This window comes from Shewanella sp. LZH-2, assembly GCF_016859145.1.
Classification (GTDB): Bacteria; Pseudomonadota; Gammaproteobacteria; order Enterobacterales; family Shewanellaceae; genus Shewanella; species Shewanella xiamenensis.
In genome coordinates, this window is sequence record NZ_CP069350.1 from 2,136,151 (window position 1) to 2,161,471 (window position 25,321).

The 25,321-nt window shown below is 45.0% G+C and carries 24 protein-coding genes; 14 read left to right on the forward strand and 10 right to left on the reverse strand.

Annotation, left to right across the window (positions count from 1 at the left end):
• Positions 1-39: 39 nt before the first annotated feature.
• The gene (locus JM642_RS09530) at positions 40-1,041 is read left to right on the forward strand and encodes a rhodanese-related sulfurtransferase (protein WP_055647914.1); all 1,002 of its coding nucleotides are present in this window, start codon (positions 40-42) and stop codon (positions 1,039-1,041) included.
• Positions 1,042-1,424: 383 nt separating this feature from the next.
• Here JM642_RS09530 and ylqF read toward each other — a convergent pair whose 3' ends face one another.
• Positions 1,425-2,366: a ribosome biogenesis GTPase YlqF gene (gene ylqF, locus JM642_RS09535; protein WP_037419203.1), complete on the reverse strand. Its 942-nt coding sequence runs from the start codon at positions 2,364-2,366 to the stop codon at positions 1,425-1,427.
• A gap of 124 nt (positions 2,367-2,490) precedes the next feature.
• Complete coding sequence (locus JM642_RS09540) at positions 2,491-3,330, reverse strand: 2OG-Fe(II) oxygenase family protein (RefSeq protein WP_037419200.1); 840 nt, start codon at positions 3,328-3,330, stop codon at positions 2,491-2,493.
• Positions 3,331-3,707: 377 nt separating this feature from the next.
• On the opposite strand from JM642_RS09540, the gene JM642_RS09545 reads away from it, so the two are divergent.
• Complete coding sequence (locus JM642_RS09545; RefSeq protein ID WP_172589918.1) at positions 3,708-4,613, forward strand: bifunctional methionine sulfoxide reductase B/A protein; 906 nt, start codon at positions 3,708-3,710, stop codon at positions 4,611-4,613.
• Positions 4,614-4,707: 94 nt separating this feature from the next.
• Here JM642_RS09545 and hemB read toward each other — a convergent pair whose 3' ends face one another.
• A complete protein-coding gene (gene hemB / locus JM642_RS09550) occupies positions 4,708-5,706 on the reverse strand; it encodes a porphobilinogen synthase (RefSeq protein ID WP_203433584.1) in 999 nt (332 codons plus the stop codon).
• A gap of 378 nt (positions 5,707-6,084) precedes the next feature.
• Between hemB and tsaB the strand changes: the two genes are divergently transcribed.
• From tsaB to rnd, 7 genes are all read left to right on the forward strand, one after another.
• Positions 6,085-6,795, forward strand: coding sequence for a tRNA (adenosine(37)-N6)-threonylcarbamoyltransferase complex dimerization subunit type 1 TsaB (gene tsaB, locus JM642_RS09555; RefSeq protein WP_203433586.1), 711 nt, complete (start codon positions 6,085-6,087; stop codon positions 6,793-6,795).
• A gap of 143 nt (positions 6,796-6,938) precedes the next feature.
• Positions 6,939-7,247, forward strand: a complete 309-nt coding sequence (locus tag JM642_RS09560; protein WP_203433588.1) for a hypothetical protein — start codon at positions 6,939-6,941, stop codon at positions 7,245-7,247.
• Complete coding sequence (locus JM642_RS09565) at positions 7,240-7,947, forward strand: M50 family metallopeptidase (protein ID WP_037430432.1); 708 nt, start codon at positions 7,240-7,242, stop codon at positions 7,945-7,947. The genes JM642_RS09560 and JM642_RS09565 overlap by 8 nt, the downstream gene beginning before the upstream one ends.
• A 130-nt stretch (positions 7,948-8,077) precedes the next feature.
• Positions 8,078-8,890: a class I SAM-dependent methyltransferase gene (locus JM642_RS09570; RefSeq protein WP_037430429.1), complete on the forward strand. Its 813-nt coding sequence runs from the start codon at positions 8,078-8,080 to the stop codon at positions 8,888-8,890.
• A gap of 21 nt (positions 8,891-8,911) precedes the next feature.
• Positions 8,912-9,778, forward strand: coding sequence for an alpha/beta hydrolase (locus JM642_RS09575; protein WP_203433590.1), 867 nt, complete (start codon positions 8,912-8,914; stop codon positions 9,776-9,778).
• Between the two features lie 199 nt (positions 9,779-9,977).
• Positions 9,978-11,651 carry a long-chain-fatty-acid--CoA ligase FadD gene (gene fadD, locus JM642_RS09580; protein ID WP_203433592.1) on the forward strand — a complete coding sequence of 558 codons (1,674 nt, stop codon included), beginning with the start codon at positions 9,978-9,980 and terminating at the stop codon, positions 11,649-11,651.
• A 70-nt stretch (positions 11,652-11,721) separates the two neighbouring features.
• Positions 11,722-12,831, forward strand: coding sequence for a ribonuclease D (gene rnd, locus JM642_RS09585; protein WP_203433772.1), 1,110 nt, complete (start codon positions 11,722-11,724; stop codon positions 12,829-12,831).
• Positions 12,832-13,010: 179 nt separating this feature from the next.
• Here rnd and minE read toward each other — a convergent pair whose 3' ends face one another.
• The 3 genes from minE to minC are packed head-to-tail and all read right to left on the reverse strand — an operon-like array spanning position 13,011 to position 14,773.
• A complete protein-coding gene (gene minE / locus JM642_RS09590; RefSeq protein ID WP_007648439.1) occupies positions 13,011-13,268 on the reverse strand; it encodes a cell division topological specificity factor MinE in 258 nt (85 codons plus the stop codon).
• A gap of 2 nt (positions 13,269-13,270) precedes the next feature.
• Positions 13,271-14,080, reverse strand: a complete 810-nt coding sequence (minD, locus tag JM642_RS09595) for a septum site-determining protein MinD (protein ID WP_037419172.1) — start codon at positions 14,078-14,080, stop codon at positions 13,271-13,273.
• Between the two features lie 27 nt (positions 14,081-14,107).
• Positions 14,108-14,773, reverse strand: coding sequence for a septum site-determining protein MinC (minC, locus tag JM642_RS09600; protein WP_037419169.1), 666 nt, complete (start codon positions 14,771-14,773; stop codon positions 14,108-14,110).
• A 122-nt stretch (positions 14,774-14,895) separates the two neighbouring features.
• Here minC and JM642_RS09605 point away from each other — a divergent pair, with 122 nt between their 5' ends.
• Together JM642_RS09605 and JM642_RS09610 are read left to right on the forward strand one after the other, a co-directional pair.
• Positions 14,896-15,174, forward strand: coding sequence for a YcgL domain-containing protein (locus JM642_RS09605; protein ID WP_037430455.1), 279 nt, complete (start codon positions 14,896-14,898; stop codon positions 15,172-15,174).
• A 559-nt stretch (positions 15,175-15,733) separates the two neighbouring features.
• The gene (locus JM642_RS09610) at positions 15,734-16,174 is read left to right on the forward strand and encodes a YcgN family cysteine cluster protein (RefSeq protein WP_037419163.1); all 441 of its coding nucleotides are present in this window, start codon (positions 15,734-15,736) and stop codon (positions 16,172-16,174) included.
• Positions 16,175-16,363: 189 nt separating this feature from the next.
• Here JM642_RS09610 and JM642_RS09615 read toward each other — a convergent pair whose 3' ends face one another.
• A complete protein-coding gene (locus JM642_RS09615) occupies positions 16,364-16,858 on the reverse strand; it encodes a peptidylprolyl isomerase (protein ID WP_037419214.1) in 495 nt (164 codons plus the stop codon).
• 22 nt (positions 16,859-16,880) lie between these two features.
• Positions 16,881-18,296: a DEAD/DEAH box helicase gene (locus JM642_RS09620; RefSeq protein WP_203433594.1), complete on the reverse strand. Its 1,416-nt coding sequence runs from the start codon at positions 18,294-18,296 to the stop codon at positions 16,881-16,883.
• A gap of 353 nt (positions 18,297-18,649) precedes the next feature.
• On the opposite strand from JM642_RS09620, the gene JM642_RS09625 reads away from it, so the two are divergent.
• Positions 18,650-20,428, forward strand: a complete 1,779-nt coding sequence (locus JM642_RS09625; protein WP_203433596.1) for a DUF885 domain-containing protein — start codon at positions 18,650-18,652, stop codon at positions 20,426-20,428.
• Between the two features lie 166 nt (positions 20,429-20,594).
• Here the strand turns inward: JM642_RS09625 and JM642_RS09630 are convergent, their stop codons facing one another.
• Positions 20,595-20,915, reverse strand: coding sequence for a hypothetical protein (locus JM642_RS09630; protein ID WP_037419155.1), 321 nt, complete (start codon positions 20,913-20,915; stop codon positions 20,595-20,597).
• A 218-nt stretch (positions 20,916-21,133) separates the two neighbouring features.
• On the opposite strand from JM642_RS09630, the gene JM642_RS09635 reads away from it, so the two are divergent.
• Positions 21,134-21,628 carry a putative 4-hydroxy-4-methyl-2-oxoglutarate aldolase gene (locus JM642_RS09635; protein WP_037419152.1) on the forward strand — a complete coding sequence of 165 codons (495 nt, stop codon included), beginning with the start codon at positions 21,134-21,136 and terminating at the stop codon, positions 21,626-21,628.
• A 38-nt stretch (positions 21,629-21,666) separates the two neighbouring features.
• The gene (locus JM642_RS09640; protein ID WP_203433598.1) at positions 21,667-23,487 is read left to right on the forward strand and encodes an AsmA family protein; all 1,821 of its coding nucleotides are present in this window, start codon (positions 21,667-21,669) and stop codon (positions 23,485-23,487) included.
• Positions 23,488-23,706: 219 nt separating this feature from the next.
• Here the strand turns inward: JM642_RS09640 and JM642_RS09645 are convergent, their stop codons facing one another.
• A complete protein-coding gene (locus JM642_RS09645; protein WP_037419149.1) occupies positions 23,707-25,254 on the reverse strand; it encodes a LysM peptidoglycan-binding domain-containing protein in 1,548 nt (515 codons plus the stop codon).
• Positions 25,255-25,321: the final 67 nt, after the last annotated feature.

Consider the following 25,321-nt stretch of genomic DNA (forward strand, 5'->3'; position numbering starts at 1 on the left):
GCACTGGAAATTAAGTTCCAGCCAGCAGTTGAGGGTGTTATGTCTAACGTTGTTGTTTGTGCTTTATATAAGTTTGTTTCATTACCGCATTTTGAGTCGCTGCGTGAGCCACTCCTGTCCATGATGGAACAGGCTGAGATTAAAGGCACATTGTTGCTGGCAAGTGAGGGGATTAACGGCACTGTGGCCGGCACTCAAGCGGCTATCGACGCACTGCTGGCTTGGCTGAATAACCAAAATGGCCTTGAAAACATCGTTTACAAGTTATCCTTTGACGACGAAATGCCTTTCTACCGCACTAAGGTGAAGCTCAAAAAAGAAATCGTCACCATGGGCGTCGAGGGTATCGATCCGCTTAAAGTGGTGGGCACTTACGTTAAGCCACAGGACTGGAACGCGCTGATTTCCGATCCTGAAGTCATCCTAGTGGATACCCGCAACGACTATGAAGTGCAAATCGGCACCTTTAAAAATGCCATTAACCCCGTGACCGAAACCTTCAGAGAATTCCCTGAGTATGTTAAGCAGAATCTCGATCCTGCCAAGCATAAAAAAGTGGCGATGTTCTGCACTGGTGGTATTCGCTGTGAAAAATCAACCGCTTATTTAAAAGAGCAAGGCTTTGAAGAAGTGTATCACCTCGAAGGTGGCATCCTTAAATACTTGGAAGAAGTCAAACAGGAAGAAAGCCTGTGGGAAGGCGAATGTTTTGTCTTCGATAATCGTGTGGCGGTCGACCATGATTTAAAGAAAGGGCAATACGATCAATGCAATGCTTGTCGTATGCCAATCACTGAAGCGGAAAAATTATCCCCAGCTTATGTGCAAGGCGTGAGTTGCCCACATTGTATTGATAAGATTTCTGAGGAGCAGCGAAAGCGTTTTGTTGAACGTGAACGCCAAGTGAATTTAGCTAAATCCCGTAACGAGGCTCATATCGGTAGTGATGTGAATTATGTGATTGAAGCCCGTCGACAAAAGAAAGAAGCACAGCGCAAACAAGCTGCAGAGAAAAATAAAACCAAGCAAGCTAACACTTAACGCATGCTCAGCTAAGGTGATGCTGTTCAATTATGGACAGCCTCACTTTTTTTACCGGACGATTATGCAGCAGAAATGGCAAACTAAAGGCTGTCAAAAGGAAGGGCAGGCAAGCTCTGGCCCTTACTTTCTGTCATGATAGCCGCTTGTCAACTGAGTCAAATGGCGACATGTCACTCCTCGTTTCGTAAGCACGAGCTTGCTAGAACGATCAAAATTTAATTCTGAATGTCTTAAAGAATGTCCTATATGGCAAAATCGATTGGTCGCGCTAATGATAAAAATGACCACTGGTTATCTTTAATGAACATCCGCCCCATTAACGGGGCGGTAAAGCATTTACCAATGGACTTTGCCAATATTTAAGAGTGTTCAACGTAATATTAAACGTTATGACGTTTGCCTGAGCGTTTCAGTTTTTCTGCTTCTAGCTTAGCGGCTTTCTCGGCGGCTTTTTCAGCCAGAATGCGTTCCACTTCGGCTTTTTCGATTTCAGCCATCGCAGGCGTTTCAAGGGATAACAGGCCAATTCGACCTGAGCGGTAATCGTGTAATACGACTTCCGAGGCTTTATGCAAATCGATGCGACCACCGGGACGGAGGGCGCCACGTTTACGGCCGATTTCTTCGAGTAACGCCATATCATCCTTAGGTAATTCGCTGATGTTATAACGCTCGCAAATTTCCTTCGGGTAGGCCTTTAAGAAATAACCTGCGGCAAACAGCGCCACATCTTCGTATTCCATGGCGGTATCTTTAATGGCACCCGTGACGGCAAGGCGATAGCTACTAGCTTCGTTATCAACCTTAGGCCATAAAATCCCTGGCGTGTCCGAGAGCACAATACCGTTGCGCAGGTTAATGCGCTGCTGGGTTTTGGTGACGGCGGGTTCGTTACCGGTTTTGGCGATAACGCGCCCGGCTAAGGTGTTGATAATGGTGGACTTACCCACGTTTGGGATCCCCATGATCATAGTGCGAATATCTTTTTCAGTTTTATCGCGACTCGGTACTAACTTACGACAAAGATCCGGTAGCATTTTCAACATACCCGGTTGCAATGTGGTAATCGCTGTGGCTTTTACCCCTTGTTCACGCTCAAGATATTCAATCCACTGGGCGGTAATGTCGGGATCGGCTAAGTCGGATTTATTCAGTAGCTTAATACAAGGTTTGTCGCCGCGAAGCTTTGACACCATGGGGTTTTCACTACTGTAGGGAATACGGGCGTCCAGCACCTCAATTACTAGATCGACCTGAGGCATAGCCTCTTCGATCTCTTTGCGTGCCTTGTGCATGTGCCCCGGATACCATTGAATTGCCATGATAGCGCCTTGTTCTAAATGACTTAAAGACGGCTATTCTACCTTGAAGGCGACGAATGTCATAAAAAAAGCGCCCGAAGGCGCTTAATTGCTTAATCTTGATGCGAATTTGAGCATGTATTGCTTAAAGTACGCCTAGCTCGCGTAATCTTTCCATTAGGTAGCTGTCGGCGGTATAACGCTCTGATAGCACGACCGAAGGTTTAGGGTGTAAGAATAAGGGCAGTGAAATACGCGACTTAGTCTTATCCGTGCCTTCTGGGTTAATTACGCGGTGTGAGGTCGATGGGAAGTAACCACCCGAGGCTTCCTGCAACATATCACCAATGTTGATGATAATATTGCCAAAATCACTTGGCACATCTAACCAAGAGCCGTCTTTCGCTTTGACTTGCAACCCAGGCTCGTTGGCCGCGGGCAGCACAGTGATAAGGTTAATATCTTCGTGGGCCGCCGCGCGAATAGCGCCCATTTCTTCATCGCCCGTCATCGGTGGGTAATGCAGAATGCGCAGCAGGGTTTTGTGGCTGTCGGCAATCATTTCTGGCAGCGGAATCGAGAACTTAGCTTTAACCTCGTCTGGCGAGTAGGTTTCAATCCACTCTAACAGTTCAGCGGCCAGCGCATTAGCTTTTTCATAGTAAGCCAGAATATTGGCACGCAGTGAATCAGGAATACGACCCCAAGGGTACACGTGGTAATACTCTTTGATGTCTTTAACCGTGTGGCCTTTTGCGGTTTCTGAAATCGACGCGGGGAAGAAGCCATCGTGGGTTTCACGATTGAACATAAACTCGTTCTTAGCGTCAGAATTGAAAAAGGCTTGCCACTCAGTGTAAATGTTTTCGACCAGTTCCTTATCGATAGGGTGGTTAGAGAGTACGCCAAAGCCCGTTTCACGTAGGGATTCCACAAAGTGTTTGGCGCTATCGGCTGCGCGATAATCAATGGTTTCTAATTTCATATGGTTTCTACTTGTTATATATGGTTGTTAACCAAACACTTTCTAAGGATAAAGGTAAGGAGTCATTGCCACTTATCTCATTATCAGTATGGTGCGCTCAGCCTAGTGCAAAAGCGGTCCAAATAGAAAGGATTTGGGTAGAGAATTGACCCGCAGCAAGTGTAGCTTTGCACTGTACGCGGTGCAAACATTGAAAACGATAGGCGTAGAGCATTGCTGAATTTTCCTCCAGTTATTTAAGCATTGGCTCAATCAACAGGATTTTATCGACTAAAGCGGCTACTATGCCAAAAAGCCAATTCAAGCCGAGGCGTAATAAACCTGAGGAACAAACGGTCTTATGCAGGCGAATACCTTAGGAGCTAAAGGAGACTTTTATGAACAAACTGACTGATTTTGAACGCTATGTCATAGAAGAAAAGGGCACAGAACGTCCCTTTAGCGGGGAGTATTATCAACATGACGCCAAAGGCGTGTATTTGTGCAAAAAATGCCATGCACCATTGTATCGCTCAGAAGATAAGTTTAATGCCCACTGTGGTTGGCCAGCCTTCGATGATGAAATTCCGGGCGCTGTGAGTCGTCATGTTGACGCCGATGGTCGCCGTACCGAGATCGTCTGTAGTCAGTGTGGCGGTCATTTAGGCCATGTGTTTGAAGGGGAATATTTAACGCCAAAGAATATTCGTCATTGCGTTAATTCTGTCTCCATGGTGTTTCAAGCGGCCGATGAGGTGACAACATCGACGCATAAAACGGCCTTTGCCACCTTTGGTGCGGGCTGTTTTTGGTGTGTTGAAGCGATTTTTAAGAGCCTGAAGGGCGTGCTGAATGTCAGCTCTGGTTACTCAGGTGGGGATGCTAGCGATGCCGATTATAAGTCGGTGTGTTCGGGATTAACTGGGCATGCCGAAGTGGTGCACATCGAGTTTGACCCCGCGCAAATCAGCTTTACAACGCTGTTGCAGGTGTTATTTGAGAGTCACGACCCCACCACGCTCAACCGCCAAGGTAATGATAAAGGGCCGCAGTATCGCTCCGTCGTCTTTGCCCATGATGCGGCGCAGATTGAAGAGACCAATGCCATGATTGCAAAATTAACCGAGGCACAGGTATTTGATGCGCCGATCGTCACCCAAGTGGTGGCTTTTGAGTCTTTTTATCCCGCAGAGGATTATCACAATGATTACTTCGCTCTGCATGGCGAGCAGCCCTATTGCCAAATTGTGGTGCGGCCAAAGGTTGAAAAGGTAAGAGCCCTCTTTGCCGAGCTACAAGCATAGGCTTAATGTGCGAGCAAATTGACGGATAAAAAACGCCACCGATAGGGTGGCGTTTTCGTTGATGGCTTGGCTGATGGACTGAAGACTCAGCGCATTAGCGGGATTGCGCTAACCACTCGGCATATTGTTTCGCGTAATAGCTGACGATTAAATCGGCGCCAGCCCGCTTTAACCCGATAAAGGTTTCGGTGACGACGGCGCGCTCATCGAGGGCGCCCGCCAGTGCAGCAAATTTAATACCGGCATATTCGCCGCCAACCTGATAAGCCGCTAAGGGAAGGTGGGTTTGCTGCCTTAGGCGACTTAACACATCCAAATACGGTGTGCCGGGCTTTACCATCAAAATATCCGCGCCTTCCTCTTCATCGAGCAGTGCTTCGAGCAAGGCTTGGCGACCATTGGCGTAGTCGAGCTGGTAGCCTTTACGGTTTCCGCTAAGTTCACAATCCACCGCGGCCCTAAATGGTCCATAGAAGGATGAGGCGAACTTTGCAGCATGGGCCAAAATGGCCACGTGCTCAAAACCAGCTTCATCTAACCCTTGTCGTATCGCTTTTATCTGACCGTCCATCATGGCCGATGGTGCCAGCATATCGGCTCCCGCTTTGGCGGCGGTAATGGATTGTTTGACTAAGTTAGCCACGGTTTGATCGTTACAGACTTCGTCATGGTGCAATACGCCGCAGTGTCCGTGGTCGGTATATTCACAAAAACAAATATCGGGGATCACCATCATCTCTGGTGCGGCGGTTTTGATGGTGCGGATCATTCGTGCCAGTAAGCCATTGTCATCCCAAGTGTCGCTGCCCTGTGCATCTTTGGTGTGGGAAATACCAAAGGGCATCACATAACGGATCCCTAGGGCGTAAAGCCTTTGAATTTCATCGGCAACCGCACTCTCGGGCAGACGGCAGATCCCCGGCAAGGTTGAAATGGGTACGGCTTGGCTGATGTGTTCTTCGATGAAGAGTGGGTGAACCAAGTCGCTTAGGGAAATATGGGTTTCACGCACTAGGTCGCGCATGGCCTCGGTGCGGCGCAGGCGTCTTAAACGGCGAAGGGGTTTAAGGGGATTTTCTCTGGTACTGCTCATTGAATTTCCTTATTAACAGTGTAAAAGCATCACGCGAAGTTTCGCGTCAAAGGGAGAGAGTTAAAACGATGCTTAGGTTGTACTTGTTGGTGCTTTAGTGAACTTGATTAAGTGAGACAAAAGCTTCAGCACTGTTTGCTCAGACCTAAAATAGGGCAAAAGTTTCCCTGTATTTGGACCAAGGCCGAAGAGGTTGTTGAGTTAGTGATGGCGATCACAAACCCAGCGCTAAGCCAATCGAGCCATTCACCGCTGTTTTTAAGCCTTTGCTTTCGATTATTTGATGTTATCATTTGCGCCAATTTACACTTGGTATAGTGCAGGGCTTTAATAAGTCGCTATTCTTCTGCCCAACTATACCCACAGCGCGGTTTTTATATGACAACACCCCAAGACTCTGTTTGTATTCTCGCCCTCGACACTTGTACCGAAGCTTGTTCGGCTGCCCTGTATTATCAAGGACAGGTTTTTGCTGAGTTAGCCGATGCGCCACGGGAGCATAGTCAGCGTTTATTGCCTATGGTGGAAGCTGTATTAAAACAAGCCAATGTCGGCTTAGATAAACTGGATGCCATTGCCTACGGCCGTGGGCCAGGCAGTTTTACGGGTATCCGTATTTGTACCAGCATGACCCAAGGTTTAGCCCTAGGGTTAGATTTACCCGTGATCGGCATTTCCACCTTAGCGGCCATGGCACAAATGGCGATTGCTGAACATGCTGCCGAGCAAGTGCTCTGTTGTATCGATGCTCGCATGGGAGAAGTGTACTGGGGTCAATTTGTTTCCGTCGATGGCATTGCCACCTTAGTCGGTAAAGAGGTGGTGAGCGCGCCTGAACAGGTTGAGCTGGCATTCGATCTTAATAAAGCCATTGTCGGCTGTGGCACTGGATTTGATGCCTATCCCGAGTTATTAGCTCTAGGCAGCGGCATTACCTCCTTAGCGGCGGTGAAGTATCCCGATGCCCGAGCCATGTTAGCGCTTGCCGAAGCGGGTATCAAAGCGGGATTAACCACCAGTGTCGATGAACTCGAACCTGTATATCTTCGTGATACTGTGACATGGAAAAAGTTACCGGGACGTGAATAAACTGTTCATTATTCCCCGTGATACGTTAGAATCTAAAGTGTCTGCATTGGCTAACGATGTAGACATCAAATCTTAGTTAGGCGTTTGTCACAACAGCCTAACAATACTAACTAGGGCTACTAGGATATTAACTGGGCATTTCGATGCAGGTAAATTCGCTTCAAACGAGTTTGACACAAGCGGTTGCGAGTAATCGCCCCGCGATCATACAGGGAATGTCGCCCACGGAAGCGCCGCGCCCTGTGATTGAGCTCGATGCAGTTTCTGCCTTAGCCCTTGACGATACCGATGAAGGATCATCACAAAACCTACAATCCAGACTCGGTGCCCAAATCGAATACGAGCAAAGTACCCGAGGACATCAAGGGGCTATCGCCCAATACCTACAAACGCAACATGCCGCCAAACGTGAAGAGATTCAGCAGATGGTGGGTGTGGATATTTATGCCTGATAGTGCGCCAGTGTCTTCTCAATCCCGTTTTACACCTCGTTTAACTGGCGGCCTTCCGAGCCGCGGTTTGTTTATCATCGAGCTGATGCTGGCCCTCATTTTGACGCGCATTCCTTACCTGAGTGTGCCTTTTAAGTGGTTAGAGAGCTATTTCCACGAGTTGTCCCATGGGATCGCGACAGTGCTCAGTGGCGGCATAGTGAGTCATATTCAACTCTTTCCCAATGGTGCGGGTTTTTGCTTTAGCCAAGGTGGCTCGCCACTGGTGATTGGATTTGCGGGCTATTTTGGCGCAGCCTGTTGGGGATACCTTATTTATCTGTTGGCGACTTGGCCTAAGGGCATTCGCCTAAGCTTTGCGTTTTTAGGCGGTTTAGTGGTGCTAAGTGGCCTGCTGTGGGGGCGAGATTTGCTCACCTTAGCCATTTTAGCGGTACTGACGATAGTGTTGTTACTGCCGTTAAAACTCAGCAAAAATAAAATCCTCACGCAATTTTTACGCATTATTGGTTTGATGATCATGCTCAATGCGCTGGCAAGCCCAACGGTATTGCTCGGACTCGAAGGGCAGGGCGATGCGGTGCTGCTGGCTGATCGTTCATGGATACCAGCGTGGATTTGGGTCGCCATTTGGTTGTTTTGCAGTATCTGCGCCTTGTATATGGCTTGGCGGCGGGTGGATTCCGCCATCTCTCGTTAATACATCGCACATTAATGCTCCTATGGCATCACAAATATTTACAGCCTAAATGGTCAACTTATGCGGCTAATTCTTGGATTTTTTTATATAGACTGCTAGCTTAAGTCTTCGGTATCCAAGGAGAATTATTATGAAAAAAGTCACACTCATCGCCAGTATGCTGATTGCTGGTCTCTGTTCAGGTATGGCCAATGCAGATGAAGCATTAGATAAAGCCATTAAAAGTGATTTTCGCCAAGCCAAAAACGCTAGCCGCGATATTTATCGTCACCCCGCAGAAACCCTTACATTTTTTGGTATAACCCCAACACAAACCGTGATTGAACTTTGGCCAGGTAATGGCTGGTACACTGAAATCCTTGCCCCTTATCTTGCGCCTAAGGGACAATATATTGCCGCCAGTTTCGAAACTACCCCCAGCACGGACACCCCTGGTAATCGCTATCGCGCCAATGCGGGCGTGAAATTCGATACTTGGATGACGGCCAATAAAGCCTTATTTGGTAATGCGAAAATGGTGGTTCTCGACCCTCCAGCCAAAATGAATTTAGGTGCCGATGGCAGTGCTGACTTGGTATTAACTTTCCGTAACTTACATAATTGGGCTTCAAGCGACCAGCTCGAAAACGTGTTTGCCGCTTCTTACAAAGTGCTTAAAGATGGCGGTGTATTTGGCGTCGTCGAACATAGAGCCAATAAAGGCATGAATATGAGCACGGGCTATATGGATCAAGACGAGATGATCGCGCTGGCCAAAAAGGTCGGTTTTACCTTAGCCGAAAGCTCCGAAATCAACGCCAATCCGAAAGACACTAAGGACTATGCCAAGGGAGTATGGACGTTGCCACCTTCCTTTGCTTTAGGTGATACAGATAAAGAAAAATACCAAGCAATTGGTGAGAGTGATCGCATGACGCTCAAATTTGTCAAAAAATCCCGCTAATCACCTGACATTAGAGGCAATATGTGGCAATCTTTCGCCCCCCAAAATCAAGTCGAGTTTGTGTTACCCCATATCAAGCTGAGTGGTCGATTATGGGGAGCGAAAGATAAGCCATTATTGCTCGCGTTGCATGGCTGGTTAGACAATGCCAACAGTTTTGAGCCTCTCGCTGAGTATTTGTCAGATTACCAAATTCTTGCCATAGATTGGCCCGGTCATGGTTTTTCGGCGCATCGGCCGGGACATTACCCATTACACTGGATTGACTATTTATACGATCTCGATGCGTTACTGGCGATTTTGCCACAAAAGCCACTGGCTATTATTGGGCATTCATTAGGGGGGATTATCGCCTCTGCGTATACGGCAGCATTTCCAGAAAAGGTTAATAAGCTGATTTTAATTGAGGCCTTAAGTCCCTTATATGAGTCAGCAACCCAAACCAAATCGCGGCTGAGGAAAAGCTTTTACCAACATGAGAAATTTTTAGCGCAAAAACATAAACGGATGAGAGTCTACGATAGTCTGGAAACGGCTGTTAAGGCTAGAGTGCATTTAACCGGATTGGCCGAACCGTGGTGTCGACTATTACTTGACCGCAATATGCAAGTGACTTCTGATGGAGTTGTTTGGCGAAGTGATCCAAGATTAAGGCTCGACTCGCCAATGCGACTGACCTTTGAGCAGGTTGATGCTTTAATGCAAAATATTTCGGTGGTTACCTTACTCATCTGCGGCAAACAAGGTTTTAGCCAATTACATACGGCGCTACCTAAAGCAAGGAAATGGTTCAGCAATTTGTCTGAACATATGCTTGAGGGGGACCATCATGTGCATATGGATAATGCGCAAGCGGTTAGTCAGTTAATCCAACGTTTTGTCGAATAATGGCTTTTACTAACATAAAAAAGACACTAGGTTTTTTGTTTCTTTTATGTGATGATGATCAAAATTAAAACGCCCGTATGATTTATCCGGGTAAATCAATAACAATAAAATGTAAGTCGGTATTTTAACTCGGTATTTGTCGAGTATTGGCGGTAGTAAGGGTACCGTATCCGCAGTTGTGGGGATTTAGGAGAAAGTAGTGGATCAGCCTTGGATTAAACATTTACCAAAAGATGTGCCTGCTGAGATTAATGTGGATCAGTATTCATCGCTTATCGATATGTTCGAGACCGCGGTGGCTAAGTATGCGGATCAACCTGCATTTATCAACATGGGGGCCACGCTAACTTACCGTAAACTTGAAGAAAGTAGCCGTGCTTTTGCTGCTTATTTACAAAATGAATTGAAGCTACAAAAGGGCGATCGTGTCGCACTGATGATGCCCAATCTGTTGCAATATCCTATTGCGTTATTTGGGGTATTACGTGCTGGTATGGTGGTGGTTAACGTTAACCCACTTTATACCCCGCGAGAGCTCAAACATCAGTTAATTGACTCGGGCGCCAAAGCCATTGTTGTGGTGTCTAACTTCGCCCGCACCTTAGAAGAAGTGGTCGATCAAACGCCCGTGAAAAGTGTCATTATCACTAGTTTAGGTGATCAACTAAGTGCGCCAAAACGCACCTTAGTTAACTTTGTTGTTAAATATATTAAAAAACTGGTACCTAAATACGATCTACCCCATGCCCTTTCGATGCGCGAAACCTTGTCAAGAGGTCGCAGAATGCAGTATGTCAAACCCATAATTACTGGGGGTGACCTTGCCTTTTTGCAATATACTGGTGGTACGACTGGGGTTTCAAAGGGCGCCATGTTAACCCACAGTAATGTGGTGGCAAACGTGTTGCAGGCCAACGGTGCTTATTCTCCAGCGCTGCGAGATGGTACTGAATTTGTTGTAACTGCATTACCGCTTTACCATATTTTTGCATTAACAGTGAATTGCTTACTGTTTTTACATAAGGGCAGTCAGAACCTCTTAATCACTAACCCTCGGGATATTCCTGGGTTTGTGGCTGAACTCAAGAAATATCCTTTTACCGCCCTGACAGGTGTTAACACCCTGTTTAATGCCTTAGTGAATAGTAGTGATTTTGCTGAGCTGGATTTTTCTCGCCTCAAATTATCCATTGGTGGCGGTATGGCCGTGCAAAAAGCCGTGGCCGATAAATGGCAGAGCATCACTAAAACCCGTTTACTTGAAGGTTATGGGTTAACTGAAGCCTCGCCCCTGTTAACGTGCTGTCCCTATAACTTAGACGGTTATAACGGTTCTATCGGTTTCCCTGCGCCATCTACACTCATTCAAGTGCGTGATGATGCGGGTAATGTGTTGCCCCAAGGCGAGACGGGTGAGCTATTTGGTAAAGGCCCACAGATCATGAAAGGCTATTGGCAGCGTCCAGAAGAGACAGCCAAAGTGATTGATAAAGACGGCTGGCTCGCCACGGGCGATATCGGTTATATGGATGAACAGGGTTTCTTCTATATTGTTGATCGTAAGAAAGACATGATTTTAGTTTCTGGCTTTAACGTCTTCCCCAATGAAGTGGAAGAGGTTGTTGCTTTACATCCTAAGGTGATAGAAGTCGCGGCAGTAGGGGTTCCTAATGATGCAAGTGGCGAGTTAGTGAAGGTGTTTGTGGTGGCGAAAGATAAATCTTTAACCGCTGAAGACATCATTAAGCATTGCCGAGTGCATTTAACGGGATATAAAGTGCCGAAGCTGGTAGAATTTAGGGACGAGTTACCTAAAACCAATGTGGGTAAGATCTTGCGACGAGAACTGAGAGACGAAGTCAAGCGCGCGTAAGATTGAAGCCGGCAATAAGCCGGCTTTTGTTTTTATGGATGTGATTATCCCACAGGAACTGGAGAAGAATTTGTCAGTGTTTCACTATGTGAGCGACGAAGCGAGCCTCAATGCCCTCGTCGCTCAATATCAACAGAGCGCAGTACTGGTATTAGATACCGAGTTTGTGCGTACACGTACGTATTACGCTAAGCTTGGCCTGATCCAAGCCTATGATGGTAACACCTTAGCTTTGATTGACCCTGTGGCTTTGCCCAATCTCGGTGCATTTTGGGCTTTGTTAGATAATCCAAACATTATCAAGCTAGTACATTCCTGCAGTGAGGATTTAGAAGTCTTCGCCCATTATGGCCAGCGCCAACCTACGCCCTTATTTGATAGCCAAATTGCGGCTTCACTATGCGGTATGGGCCATGGCTTAGGTTATGCCAAGTTAGTCGAAACCTGCTTAGGTGAAGTGATTGATAAAGGTGAGTCACGCACCGACTGGATACGTCGTCCCTTAACCGAGGCGCAACTTAGCTACGCCGCTAATGATGTGTTGTATCTTTATCAACTTTATCCGCAACTCGCCGACAAGCTTAAAGCGCAAGGCCGTTTAGATTGGCTTTATGAAGAAGGCGAGCGGATGACTGAAGGGCGTTTAGCTCCTCCCGATGTCGAGACTGCATACCTTAAAGTAAAAAACGCATTTCAATTAACAGAGCCTCAATTGGCTTACCTTAAAGTGCTGGCTAAATGGCGTTTAGAAAAAGCTTTGGCACGGGATTTAGCCTTAGGCTTTGTGATTAAAGATCATGGCTTGATTGCGCTAGCGAAAAAACAGCCTAAAAGCATAAGTGATTTGTTTAAACTTAACGATTTAACTGAGCAGGAAAAACGCATCCATGGTAAAGATATTTTACGGGTAATGCAGACTGCTGACTTAAACAATCCGCCGGAGCTAGTTGATGTTTTAGCGCTTAAACCGGGTTATAAATCCGCTTTTAAGACCATTAAAACCTGTTTAACCGAACTCTGTGAACAACATGCCATTCCGGTGGAAATGCTGGGCTCTAAACGTCATATTCATGAGTATTTACAATGGCGTTGGGATAAACAGCAGGGCGAATTGCCGACGGTGTTAAATGGCTGGCGCGCAGACATTGCGGCCGAATCGTTGGCAAAGCTTGAAGTTTAAGTTTTACTGATTAGGCGCCAATATTTTGCTTTTAACATTTCGGTTTTGACCTAAGATTTGATGCCTAAATTCGCATTTAAGGTGTTAGGCCTTGATTTTACCCCAGCTAAAGGATGGGAGTAGGAGAAAGGCGCAGCAGAACGCGTCATCCCCATTTGAGGATGACGCCAACGCTCGACTTATCTGTCTGGCAACGTCACGTTAAGTTCGAGTACCGACAAGTTATCGTCATTCTGATCTAATTGCACTGAAACTTGATCATCCGAAATCTGCACATACTTGCGGATCACAGCGATGATTTCTTGCTTCATCTGCGGGAAATAGTCAGGTGTATCGCGTTGTCCACGCTGATGGGCCACAATAATTTGTAGTCGCTCTTTTGCCATTACCGCGGTGCTAGGCTTTTTCTTGCTTTTGAAATAGTCGAGTAAAGACATAATTAGCTACCAAATATCCGTTGTAAGAAACCTTTTTTCTCTTCCGTAATAAAGCGTACTGGGACATCTTCACCCAATAAACGCGCGACAGTGTCACTATAAGCGGCGCCTGCATCACTTTCTTGATCGATAATCACAGGTACTCCGGAGTTTGATGCCTTGAGTACGGATTGTGATTCAGGGATAACGCCAAGCAAATCAATGGCAAGGATTTCTTTTACATCGTCAACACTTAACATTTCGCCCGATTTTACCCGACTTGGAGAATAACGAGTCAACAGTAAGTACTCTTTTATCGGCTCTAAACTGAGTTCTGCGCGGCGTGACTTACTTTGCAGCATTCCTAGAATACGGTCAGAGTCGCGAACCGAGCTTACTTCAGGGTTGGTCGTCACAATGGCGATATCGGCAAAATACAATGCCATCATCGCGCCTTGCTCAATACCTGCAGGGGAATCACAGATAATAAATTCAAATTCTTTGGCTAAATCGTCAAGCACACGGCCCACGCCTTCTTTTGTTAGGGCGTCTTTATCACGAGTTTGCGAGGCTGGCAGTACAAACAGTTTTTCACAGCGTTTATCTTTGATAAGTGCCTGATTTAAATTCGCTTCACCGTTGATGACATTGACAAAGTCATAGACGACGCGTCGCTCGCAGCCCATGATCAGATCCAAGTTACGCAAGCCTATATCGAAATCGATAACAACAGTTTTATGCCCTTGTAGTGCAAGTCCAGTTGCAATCGCCGCACTGGATGTGGTTTTACCAACACCACCTTTACCTGAAGTGACAACAATAATTTGTGCCATGTTTCTCTCTATCCTTTTTTGTGCCATTTAGAGGGGCAATGATTCAACGATAAGCGACTCGCCATTTAAGCGAATGCAGCCGCCTTTATCTGAGCTATGTTGTTGTAGATTTTCAGCGAGCCAATATTGCCCTGCTATTGAAACTAATTCTGCCTCGAGGGAATGAGCAATGATTACCGCACTGCTGTCGCCAGCTGCGCCCGCCATGGCCTTTCCTCGTAACGCACCATAAATATGAATGCTACCATCGGCGATGACTTCTGCGCCATTACCTACCGCACCAAATATGATTAAATCGCCATTTTTTGCATAGACCTGCTGACCTGAGCGGATATTTTGCTTCAAAATCTTAGTTTGACGCGGTGCTGGTGGGGGGGCGACGCTTTGTTTACCCGCTTTGACTATGGCAAGTCCGAGTGTTTTAGCTTGGTTGCTCAGGACGTTAGTTGCACCAGTAATTCCTACAATAACTAACTGGCGGGAAAGTAATAACTCTTTTAAGCCCTGTAAATTAAAATCGTTATCTTGAATGGCGCTGAGATTGACGACTAAAGGGGCACCCAGAAAAAATTGGGGAGCTTGTGCCAATTTGCTATCTAATTCAGCCATGACAGCATTTAAATCGCTGTTATTAATATGAAGCACTGAAAGAGTAAAAGAAGCGCCTTTTAACTCTAAGCTAGGTTTTGACATCCCGGCACTATTCTCCAGAAATCATCAGTCGGTTCGCTGATTTGCAATTAAATTACTAGGCGACCATGTTATAGTGTGCCCCATTGACTGGCAAGTTTGAACTATTGGATATTTATACTCTTATGCTATGTGCGGTTTATAAAAGTAGTCGAAAGGCTGACACTTACTTATTTGTAAACAAAAGGGACTGTTTCGACGACGTTCCTCAGGCGTTGTTAGATATGTTTGGTGTGCCTCAGTTAGTGATGGTATTCCCGATTGCTAAGCGTGAATCACTCGGTATTGCCGATATTCATAAGGTCAGAGCAGCACTCAAGGAAAAGGGATTTTATTTACAAATTCCGCCACCGCAGGTTAATTTATTGGCCGAGCACAGAGAAAGCCTTGGGATTCAAGACTAGTCTGTAACTGTGCACAGGGTAAATGCCAAAGACAGTCTTTAAATCTGTTGCAGCATATACAAAGCTCTTCTTGCCCTTAATTCGTAAGGGCAAATCTCCTCCTTTAATGCTCGCCTCTTAAATTTAAGCAGCCGCAGACATTAGGGCGTGTTGACGTTTCTGCTGCGTTATCGTCCGTTTATGTAGAAAACAACTACACAGCACGGACTTTGCCTTGCATAAACGCCAGCCAAATTGCTGCAAAAATAACCCTGAAACGTCAACACGCCCTAGATAAGTGTCGACCATTGGGGTAAGGCATCTCGATAATAGTGATTTGCCCAATCATCAAAATATTCATGCCTTCGTCTCACATGCCTTATGGCACTGTGCCATCAAGGTCTCTCGTCCATAACAATTACCGTGCCTTAATGCACTGGCAAGCGGTGAATTATTAAGGTGAGTGCGATTATTTAGGCATCTTTGTGGTGCATGTATCGGAGAGAATTAAGCATCCCCACTAAATTGGTGTAAAATGGCCCGCATTGAGCGGATTTTTTATATGAAGATAAGCGTAAACATGGCATTTTGGCAGAATAAAGCGTTAACCGAGCTGACGTCGCAGGAGTGGGAGTCCCTCTGCGATGGTTGTGGTAAGTGTTGTTTAAACAAATTGATTGATGATGAAACTGAAGAGCTGTATTACACCAATGCGGCTTGTCTATTACTTGATCACCAAAGTGCCAGCTGCAAACATTATAGTGACCGTTTTAGCCATGTTCCCCAATGTACTGTGATTACTGCGCAAAATGTCCATGAACTCACCTGGCTACCCGATAGCTGCGCCTATCGCCGTTTGGCATCTGGCAGAGACTTACCAAGCTGGCATCCATTACTCACGGGCTCTAAAGAGGCCATGCACCTTGCGGGTATGTCGATTCAAGGCAAAGTGGTAGATGAGCGCAGGATTAAGGATATTGAAGACCATATCGTGCTGTGGCCGCTTAAAGATCTGGATTAATACCATTCAAGCAGCTTTTGTCTGTAATATCAGATAGTAATGAACAAAAAGGAGCAACTAACCATTTCGGTTGATTGCTCCTTTTTTCTATCTCGAGTTTAAAACCAAAGCGTTATCTATCAAGGAATGGTGGTGTTATTGCTGGACCATTGCTCAGTCACGCAAAACAATTTTATCGATCAGATAAAGTCATTCAATAATCGTCACTTTTTCGATAATGATGGGTTCACGGGGCACGTCTTCATGGCCCGCTACTCGTGTGGTTTTAACGCCTTCAATTTGCAGTACAACCTCGAGTCCCGCTGTGACTTTACCAAATACCGCATAACCCCAGCCATTATTGGTGGGTGCCGTATGGTCTAGAAACTCATTATTGGCAGTATTGATAAAAAACTGCGCGGTTGCCGAGTGTGGCGCATCGGTACGGGCCATGGCGATAGTACCAAATACATTCGATAGGCCTTTATTGGCTTCGTTGACAATTGGTTCGTGGGTGGGCTTTTCTTTCATTTTGGCGGTAAAGCCACCGCCTTGGATCATAAAGCCTTTGATCACACGATGGAAAATCGTGTGATCATAAAAACCTTCTTTACAGTAACGAATAAAGTTTTTGGCGGTAACGGGGGCGCGCTCTACATCAAGTTCGAGGGTTATATCGCCAAAATTTGTCGTGAAAATAATCATATGCTGCGCTTCTGTTAGTGAGTTATTTGGTGTGAGATCCACTAAGCCAAGGATTAAATGATGGAGATGTTTCACCTTGTGTTTGTTGTTTCTCGGTGCTTTCACTCACATCGGGCTGTGTTAACCTTGTCGCTTGCTTAGGTTGCGGCTTGGATTTAGCACTACGGTGCTTTTTCGCCTGAGTTGCTTCAAAGGTGCCGGGTTTTCCATTGGAATAGGGCAAGGCTTGAGCTTTTTTATTGGGTTTATGCGCTGATGTAGAAGCCGATTTAGGCACAAAATCGAGAATTGAAATAGGCACCGCTTTTTTAGGCTCAAACCCCTCGATGTGCTTGCGCTCGATAATATGGCCTAAACGGCGCTCTATAGCGCACAGGTTTCTAAAATCATCTTTAGAGACAAAGGATATGGCTTCACCTTGATTGCCCGCGCGGCCGGTGCGGCCAATGCGATGGATATAATCATCGGCCTCATCGGGTAAATCGTAGTTAATCACCCGCTCGAGCGCATCGATATCGATACCGCGTGACGCAACACCGGTCGCGACTAAAAAGGAGACTTTACCCGCTTTAAAATCGATAAGCAGTTGCTCGCGCACCGCTTGGCTGCGACCACTGTGAAAAGCCTCCGCGGTAATGCCACGCTTTTCTAACTGGCTAACCAATTTGGCGGCGCCGTGTTTGGTTTGGATAAAAATTAATGCCTGTGCCCAGTTATTCTCTTTAATTAAATGGCTCAATAGTGCAGATTTTCGATCTTTATCAACGGTCGTTAACCACTGCTCAATTTGCGTTGAAGCGGCATTTTTGCGACTGATTTCAATCTCAATGGCATCCGGAATAGCGGTTTTAGCCAGTGCTTTGACCTGTTTTGATAAGGTTGCCGAAAATAGCAGGTTTTGCCGCTGCTCAGGCAGCTTTTCAATAATGCTATTAATATCTTCGATAAAACCCATATCGAGCATGCGATCGGCTTCATCCAGCACTAATACTGAGACTTCATCAAAGCGAATGGCTCTTTGAGTATACATATCCAGCAAACGGCCAGGCGTTGCAACGAGCAGATCAACCCCTTCAATCAGACGTTTTTTTTGCGGCGCAGCATCAACACCGCCGTACATGGCCATGGCCGTTAACGGCAGGTACTTGGCATATTGATTGATGTTTTGTTCAACCTGCAGCGCCAGTTCCCGTGTGGGGGTAAGAATGATGGTACGTACCCGTTTAGGCCGAATTTTGGGGGTGTCAGCAAATCGATGCAGCAACGGCAATACAAAACTCGCGGTTTTACCCGTACCGGTTTGGGCAGCTGCGAGCACATTTTTCCCCGCAAGAATGCTGGGAATGGCCTGAGCTTGTATTGGCGTCGGGCTTTGGTAACCCAGTTCAGTCACGGCTTTGATAAGCGCGCTGTGTAATCCAAGTTGGGTAAATGGCATTGAGGATCTCAACTAAATGATTTATTGGCAAACTGTTAGCGTGGCGCAAACAGCGAAGCAGGTCGCTATTATAGCAGTAGCATTGTTGAAATAGGGGATTATCTCAACTTTGCGGTTAGTTCGAGGGGTTAATAAATTGGCTTACAAATTTGTAACTGGGCATGTATTAGGTATTAACATTGCTGCAATTAGGCGGCTGATATGATTAACTAAAGTCATGTTAAATACGCCTGACGAGCGAGCTTTCAGGCGTTTATCGCCAAATTCAATACGCCTAGCATTCGTTTTACCAGCTTGCTTAGGGTAAGCATTACAACAACGCGTTGGTATAAATATAAAAAGGACAATAAAGAATGAGAAAAACCACCCTATCCCTTGCGATATTGTTATCGTTCACCGGCCTTGTAGGCTGCCAATCTCAATCAGACCAAACCTCGCCAAGTAAAGTGGTTAGTGGTGAAGTTAGCACGGTTTCTTTTGCGCAGTTTAGTAATGCTTTTATCGATGATTTGTGGCAATTATCACCAACATGGGCGCTATATAGCGGCAAGCATGTTAATGATGGCTATTTAGAAATCCCCAATGAAGCTAGCCGTGTTAAGACACTTGCCTTTGTAAAAAACCAGCAGGCAAAGCTGAAACAGTTTGAACTTAAGTCTCTGAGCTCTAACGAAACCATCGATTATCATTTGATTGATAACCTGTTAAATAGCATGGCGTGGGATATCACTGACTTTAAATCTTGGCAATGGGATCCCTCTAGCTATAACGTGGCGGGCGGTTTTGCGCAAATCATCAATGAAAACTTTGCGCCGCTGGATGACAGATTACGCTCGGTATTGGCCAGGATGGAAAATATCCCAGCTTATTACGCCGCAGCAAGAAGTAATATATCGAAACCAACCCTAGAGCATACGGAACTTGCTGTAATGCAAAACCAAGGTGCGTTTTCGGTATTCTCCGATGATTTATTAAAACAAGTGGCGGATTCCGGTCTGTCGGATGCGGAAAAATCGCTGTTTAAATCCCGCTTCGATACGGCAACGAAAGCAATTAATGAACATATTCGTTGGTTAAATGCACAGGTTGACCTGCTGAAAAAAGAAGGCGCCCGTAGCTTTAGGATCGGTGAAGAATTATACGAGCAAAAATTTGCCTTTGATATCCAAGCGGGCATGACGGCTAAAGAGCTCTATCAAAAAGCCATGGCAGATAAAGATAGGGTCCAAGGTGAAATGGCCAAGATCACCGATAAACTTTGGCCTAAATATTTTACAACGCCAAAACCAAGTGATAATAAAATCGCCATCCGCCAATTAATTGATAAATTGTCGACTGAGCACGTCAAACGTGACGACTTTGTTAGCGAAGTCCGTAAACAAATTCCTGAGTTGATTGAGTTTGTAAATCAAAAAAAATTAGTGACTTTAGACCCTAAAAAACCATTAGTGGTTCGTGAAACTCCGGAGTATATGCGTGGTTATGCTGGAGCGTCGATTAGTGCCCCTGGCCCCTATGATAAATTAGGCAATACCTATTATAACGTCACGCCACTCGATGGTATGAATGATGAATCCGCTGAAAGCTATTTACGCGAATATAACCATTGGATATTACAGATTTTAAATATCCATGAGGCGATTCCAGGGCATTACACTCAATTAGTGTATTCCAATGAATCGCCAAGCTTAGTGAAAAGCTTATTTGGTAATGGCGCAATGGTCGAAGGTTGGGCTGTTTATACCGAACGCATGATGCTTGAAGAAGGTTATGGCAATTTCGAGCCTGAAATGTGGTTGATGTATTACAAGTGGAATCTACGTGTTATCTGTAACACTATCTTGGATTACAGCATTCATGTTAAAGGCATGACTGAAGATCAAGCCATCAGCCTGATGATGGATGAAGCCTTCCAACAGCGAGCTGAGGCGGAAGGCAAGTGGCGCCGTGCTACCCTAAGCCAAGTACAGCTGACCAGTTACTACTCGGGTTACCGTGAAATTTACGATTTCCGCGAAGAATATAAGCAGCTCAAAGGTAAGGATTTTGATCTCAAAGCATTCCATGAGAAGTTTTTAAGCTATGGCAGTGCGCCAGTGAAATATATTCGTCAGTTAATGCTAGAAAAATAAGCCAATAATTGAAAGGGTGCCATCAATGGCGCCTTTTCACTGGCTGTTTTGATATAAATTGCGTGGATGAATACGTCTGAATTGATATAACGATTAATTTAGGCCATACAGCAGATTCTGTATGGCCTTGTTATAATTGTTTCTTTCTGGAAGGCTGTTTTCGGTATTATTTTTTGTTGGGTAACTCAGCCATAATAGCTAATACATCTTCGTATGAAATGTTAAACTCTCGAGAAAGGTTAATAATTTTAGTCTTATAGGTTTGAATATTTTCTTGCTGTGCAAGTTGGTGTTTCTTTTCTTCAACTAGTTCGTTAACAGTTTCTTGCAATATTAATAAGCGACGCAAACTGTAATCAAGGGATTTGATGTATTTCCCCATTTGTTGTTTATTTCTGGCTTGCTCAAGATCCGTTGAGACTTTTTTCTCATATCCATATTCATCGAGTGCAGCGATAGCGCTTTGCAAATCTAGATCAGTTGTCATTTGGTGTTCACTTTATTACGAGACGTTGAGAAGCGAAAGAATGAATGCCTTAACCCTAGAGGGTATCACAAGCGTTTTACTATCGCAGATTATAATGTTTATGCCAATGCTGACCAAGTATTAAAGTGCTAAAACCAATAAAAAGCTGGTTTTCTCATAGTACTTGTCGGCGTCTACAATAATGAGTAGTCTAAACTTTTCACCAAGTGGAGATTGAAATGCTTGATCTATTACCCGATTTGTTTGATCACTATCCATCCAAACTCACTTTGTTGCCGCTAGCGTTTCGTGCTTATGGTGGTAAGAAGTTGTTTTGGGGTGAAGTAGTGACGGTCAAATGTTTTGAAGATAACTCCAAAGTGAAAGAAGTTTTAGCACAGCCAGGTCAAGGGAAAGTGCTTGTTGTTGATGGTGGAGGCTCATCCCGTCGTGCTCTACTGGGGGATTTAATCGCCCAAAGCGCCATGGATAATGGTTGGCAAGGTGTGATTATCAATGGTTATGTTCGGGATGTTGCTAGACTGAATACTTTTAATTTAGGGGTTTATGCCTTAGGCGCGATGCCCATCAAGACTGATAAGAAAGATCAAGGACAAGTCAATGTGCCTATCGAGTTTGGCAGTGTTACAGTCAAACCCGGTATGATGGTTTATGTTGATGAGAATGGCATTGCCATCAGTGAGGAGTGTTTAAATTTCGCATTTTTAAGTTAAGTTTTTAAATTCAAGATGTTATTGATAAGGATGTTTTCATGAAATTCATTAAGTGGTTTTTAGCCATTCTGGTGACCTTAATTGTCGCTGTCGCCTTATATCTTACTGTTTTTTTTGACCCTAATGATTTTAAACCAGAAGTTGTCAACGCTGTTAAAAAACAAACTGGGCGCGAGTTAGTAATAACCGATGACTTGTCATGGACATTTTTTCCGACCATAGGGATTAATTTAGGCGGTGTTTCCCTATCTAACCCTGAGGGATTTACCCCAAAATCGATGCTTGAAGTTAATAAAGCCGTAGCTGAGGTTGAGCTTATACCACTGTTTAGCAAGCAAATTGAAATCGCTCAGCTCACTCTTGATGGCGCAAAAATCAATTTGGTCACCCGTAAAAATGGTAGCTCAAGCCTAGATGGCTTAACGGGCAAGAGCACTGAGCTATCTGCTACCCCATCTGAACCAAGTGCTAAAGCACAATTAGCCAGTATCGATGTAGGTGGCATTTCTATTACGAATACGCAAATAAATTTAATTGATGAAGCTAAAGGGCAAACCCAAACCTTAACCTTAAAACAGTTCACTTTGGGGGCATTTTCACTCGATAAATTTGCGCCGATGGCCTATGAATTTGCCGCGACCTTGCCGGATATGACAGTGAGCAGTAAAGGCGAAGGGCAAATCAAGTTAAGTCATGATTTTAATCAACTCCTAGTTGAGAAACTCAATATTGAGACTCAAGTTGAAGGCGAGGGGATCCCTAATAAAAAATTGACCGCTGAGGTTAGTCTAAACAGCCAAATCGCATTAGATAAAAAGCAGTTATCGTTGGACATCAGTAAATTAACGGCAATGGATATCAATGCAGCGGGTAAGTTGACCGTCAATTACGGGAGCAAAGTGCCGAAAATTAGCGCGGATTTCCAATTTGGGGATATTGACCTCGATGCTTTGCTACCAAAATCTGACACTTCAGAAGAACAAACCGCAGCTGCGTCTTCACAGACTCAGGCTGTTGAACCCGATTTAACGGCGCTTAATGGTTTGGATGCGAAGCTAATATTGGCGGTTAAATCGATCAAAGTCGCGAATTTGTCTACGCAAAATTGGTTAATGGATTTAGGCATTAAAAATGGTGAGGTTGATCTTAAGCAGCTAAGTGCAGATCTCTACCAAGGTAAGTTAATGCTCAATGCTCAGGTTGATGCGCGATCAAAAGTGGCAAGTTACCAATTTGATAAGCAAATATCAGGTGTTCAAATTCAACCATTACTTAAGGATGCGGCCAAGCTTGATATTCTGGCGGGAACGGCAAATTTTAATGTAAAAGGCAAAGGTAAGAGTTTGATTCCTGAACAATTAAAGAAAAACCTCCTCGCGAATGGTCGTTTTGATATCACCGATGGTGCCCTTTACGGTGTCAATATCCCGCAGATGATCCGTAGTGCTCAGGCTAAATTAAAGGGGGATTTGTCTGCGGACACGAAAGAGGAGCGTAAAACCGACTTCTCGAGCCTAACCGGTAACTTCTCCCTTGAACATGGTGTAGCGACAAACCCTGATCTCGCTATGTCTTCACCTTTGCTTAGGCTTGCGGGTAAGGGCAGCGCGGATCTCTTGACGCAAACTCTGGATTATCGGTTAACGACCAGTTTAGTCAATTCCCTTAAAGGTCAAGGTGGCAGTGAGAAAGATGCGCTGGCAGGAATTGATATCCCTCTCGCGATTACGGGTACTTTCCAAAAGCCGGAATATGCCTTAGATACTCAAGCGTTATTAAATAATCAGTTGAAGGAAGAGACTGATAAAGCGAAAGAAAAATTAAAGGATTCGCTACTTAAAAAGTTGGGCGGCTTGTAGGTATGCAAGATTTGCGTGCTCGGTCATCTCCTACGTCAACAGTCGATTTGTGAGCGTAACCGGCAACGTTCTGCTCGAAAGATAACGGCGTATTGAGCAAATAAAAAAGCAGTAACCCAGAGGTTACTGCTTTTTTATGTTGATCTTTATTTTAGATGCAAGACGATTTTATTAACAAATTAAACATAAGGTATTTAGAGTGATTCACACTTAAATGCTCTATGTATTTAAATTGCTTTCATCTACAACCAGTTTCAACACTTGACCGGGTTGAATATATTGTGATGCGGTTAAGCCGTTCCATTCGCGAAGTTCAGGAACAGTCACTTTAAACTTGTTTGCAATTCGAGCGAGTGAATCACCAGCTTTAACTTTGTAGCTGACGGTTCGGATCTGCTCGTTATCGTGTTTTTCTTGTGGTGCAACAATCGTCAATTGCTGACCACTTTGTAATTTGCTGTCTTTGCTTAAATGGTTCCAAGTCATTAACTGTTTGACGCTAACATTATGTGCTTGGGCAATTTGCCACAAACTATCACCGGATTTTACTTTATAGGTCAACTTGTTACCCGAGGCGGCAACAGCGGCTTTTTTAGGTAATTTCTGACTGGTTGATAGGGCATACAGTTGTTTATCATCAGCAGAGACTGGGATAATTAGCGGTCTTCCAGCAATGATATTGTTGTTTTTCATACCATTAGCAGCACGGATCGCATTGATGCTTGTATGATGTTTTTCTGCAATAGATCCTAAACTATCTCCAGGCTTAATCGTATATCTAAGCCAACTTACACGGGCCTCACTTTCTGTTTCTGCAAGTGCTTTTTTGAACTCTTCAGATTTATCAATGGGTAATACTAAAGTGTGTGGGCCCATTGGTGAGGTTGCCCAGCGATTGTAACCTGGATTGAGCTTTAACAGCTCATTGGTGGTCATATTGGCGAGACCTGCTGCCATGGCTAAGTCAATTTGACTGTCTATATCAACCACTTCGATTGAAGGGCTGTTATCAATGGGTGCCAGAGTAATGCCATATTCATCGGCATGTTTAATCACTTCGGCGAGCGCCAATAACTGTGGCACATAACGTTTGGTTTCTTTTGGGAGATCGAGCGACCAAAAATCGGTTTTAAGACCTTTATCTTCGTTGCGTTTAATCGCATTGAGTACGCGTGACTCTCCTGAGTTGTAGGCCGCAATTGCATAAAGCCAATTATTATTGGTTTTATCGTACAAATATTCGAGCATATCTAGGGCTGCTGTCGTGGATGCAGGCACATCGCGACGGCCGTCATACCACCAGTTCATTTCTAACCCAAAGTGGCTCGCCATCGGGGTGGTAAATTGCCAAAGCCCTGAGGCAGCACTGGCCGAAGAAGCACTGGGATCGAAAGCGCTTTCAATAATCGGAAGCAGGGCTATCTCGATTGGTAGATGGCGTTTTTCAAGCTCTTCGACGATCAAATACATGTAAGGCGCTGCACGCTCAGAAATCAATTCAAGGTGTTTAGGGTTGTTAATGTACCAATCGCGATAATAGTTAACGAGTTTCTTGTCTGGAATGGGTAACTGCATTCCTTGACGAATTCGTTCCCATACATCAGTAATTTGCGCCGATTCAGGTTCGGTTGCGAGATAATACTGTGGGACGGTATTTTCGGTCGTGACGGTTTCAGCTTCAGGTTTGGGCACCTGAGGGTTGTCTAACGTCTGACAACCTGTGAGTAGGGCAAATCCCCCTACTACAACATAAAGTGATACTCTCATGGAAAACGATAGTCCTCTGTTAGTGCATTGCCACTGCACTCTTCGTACAACGTAAATTATCTAACGA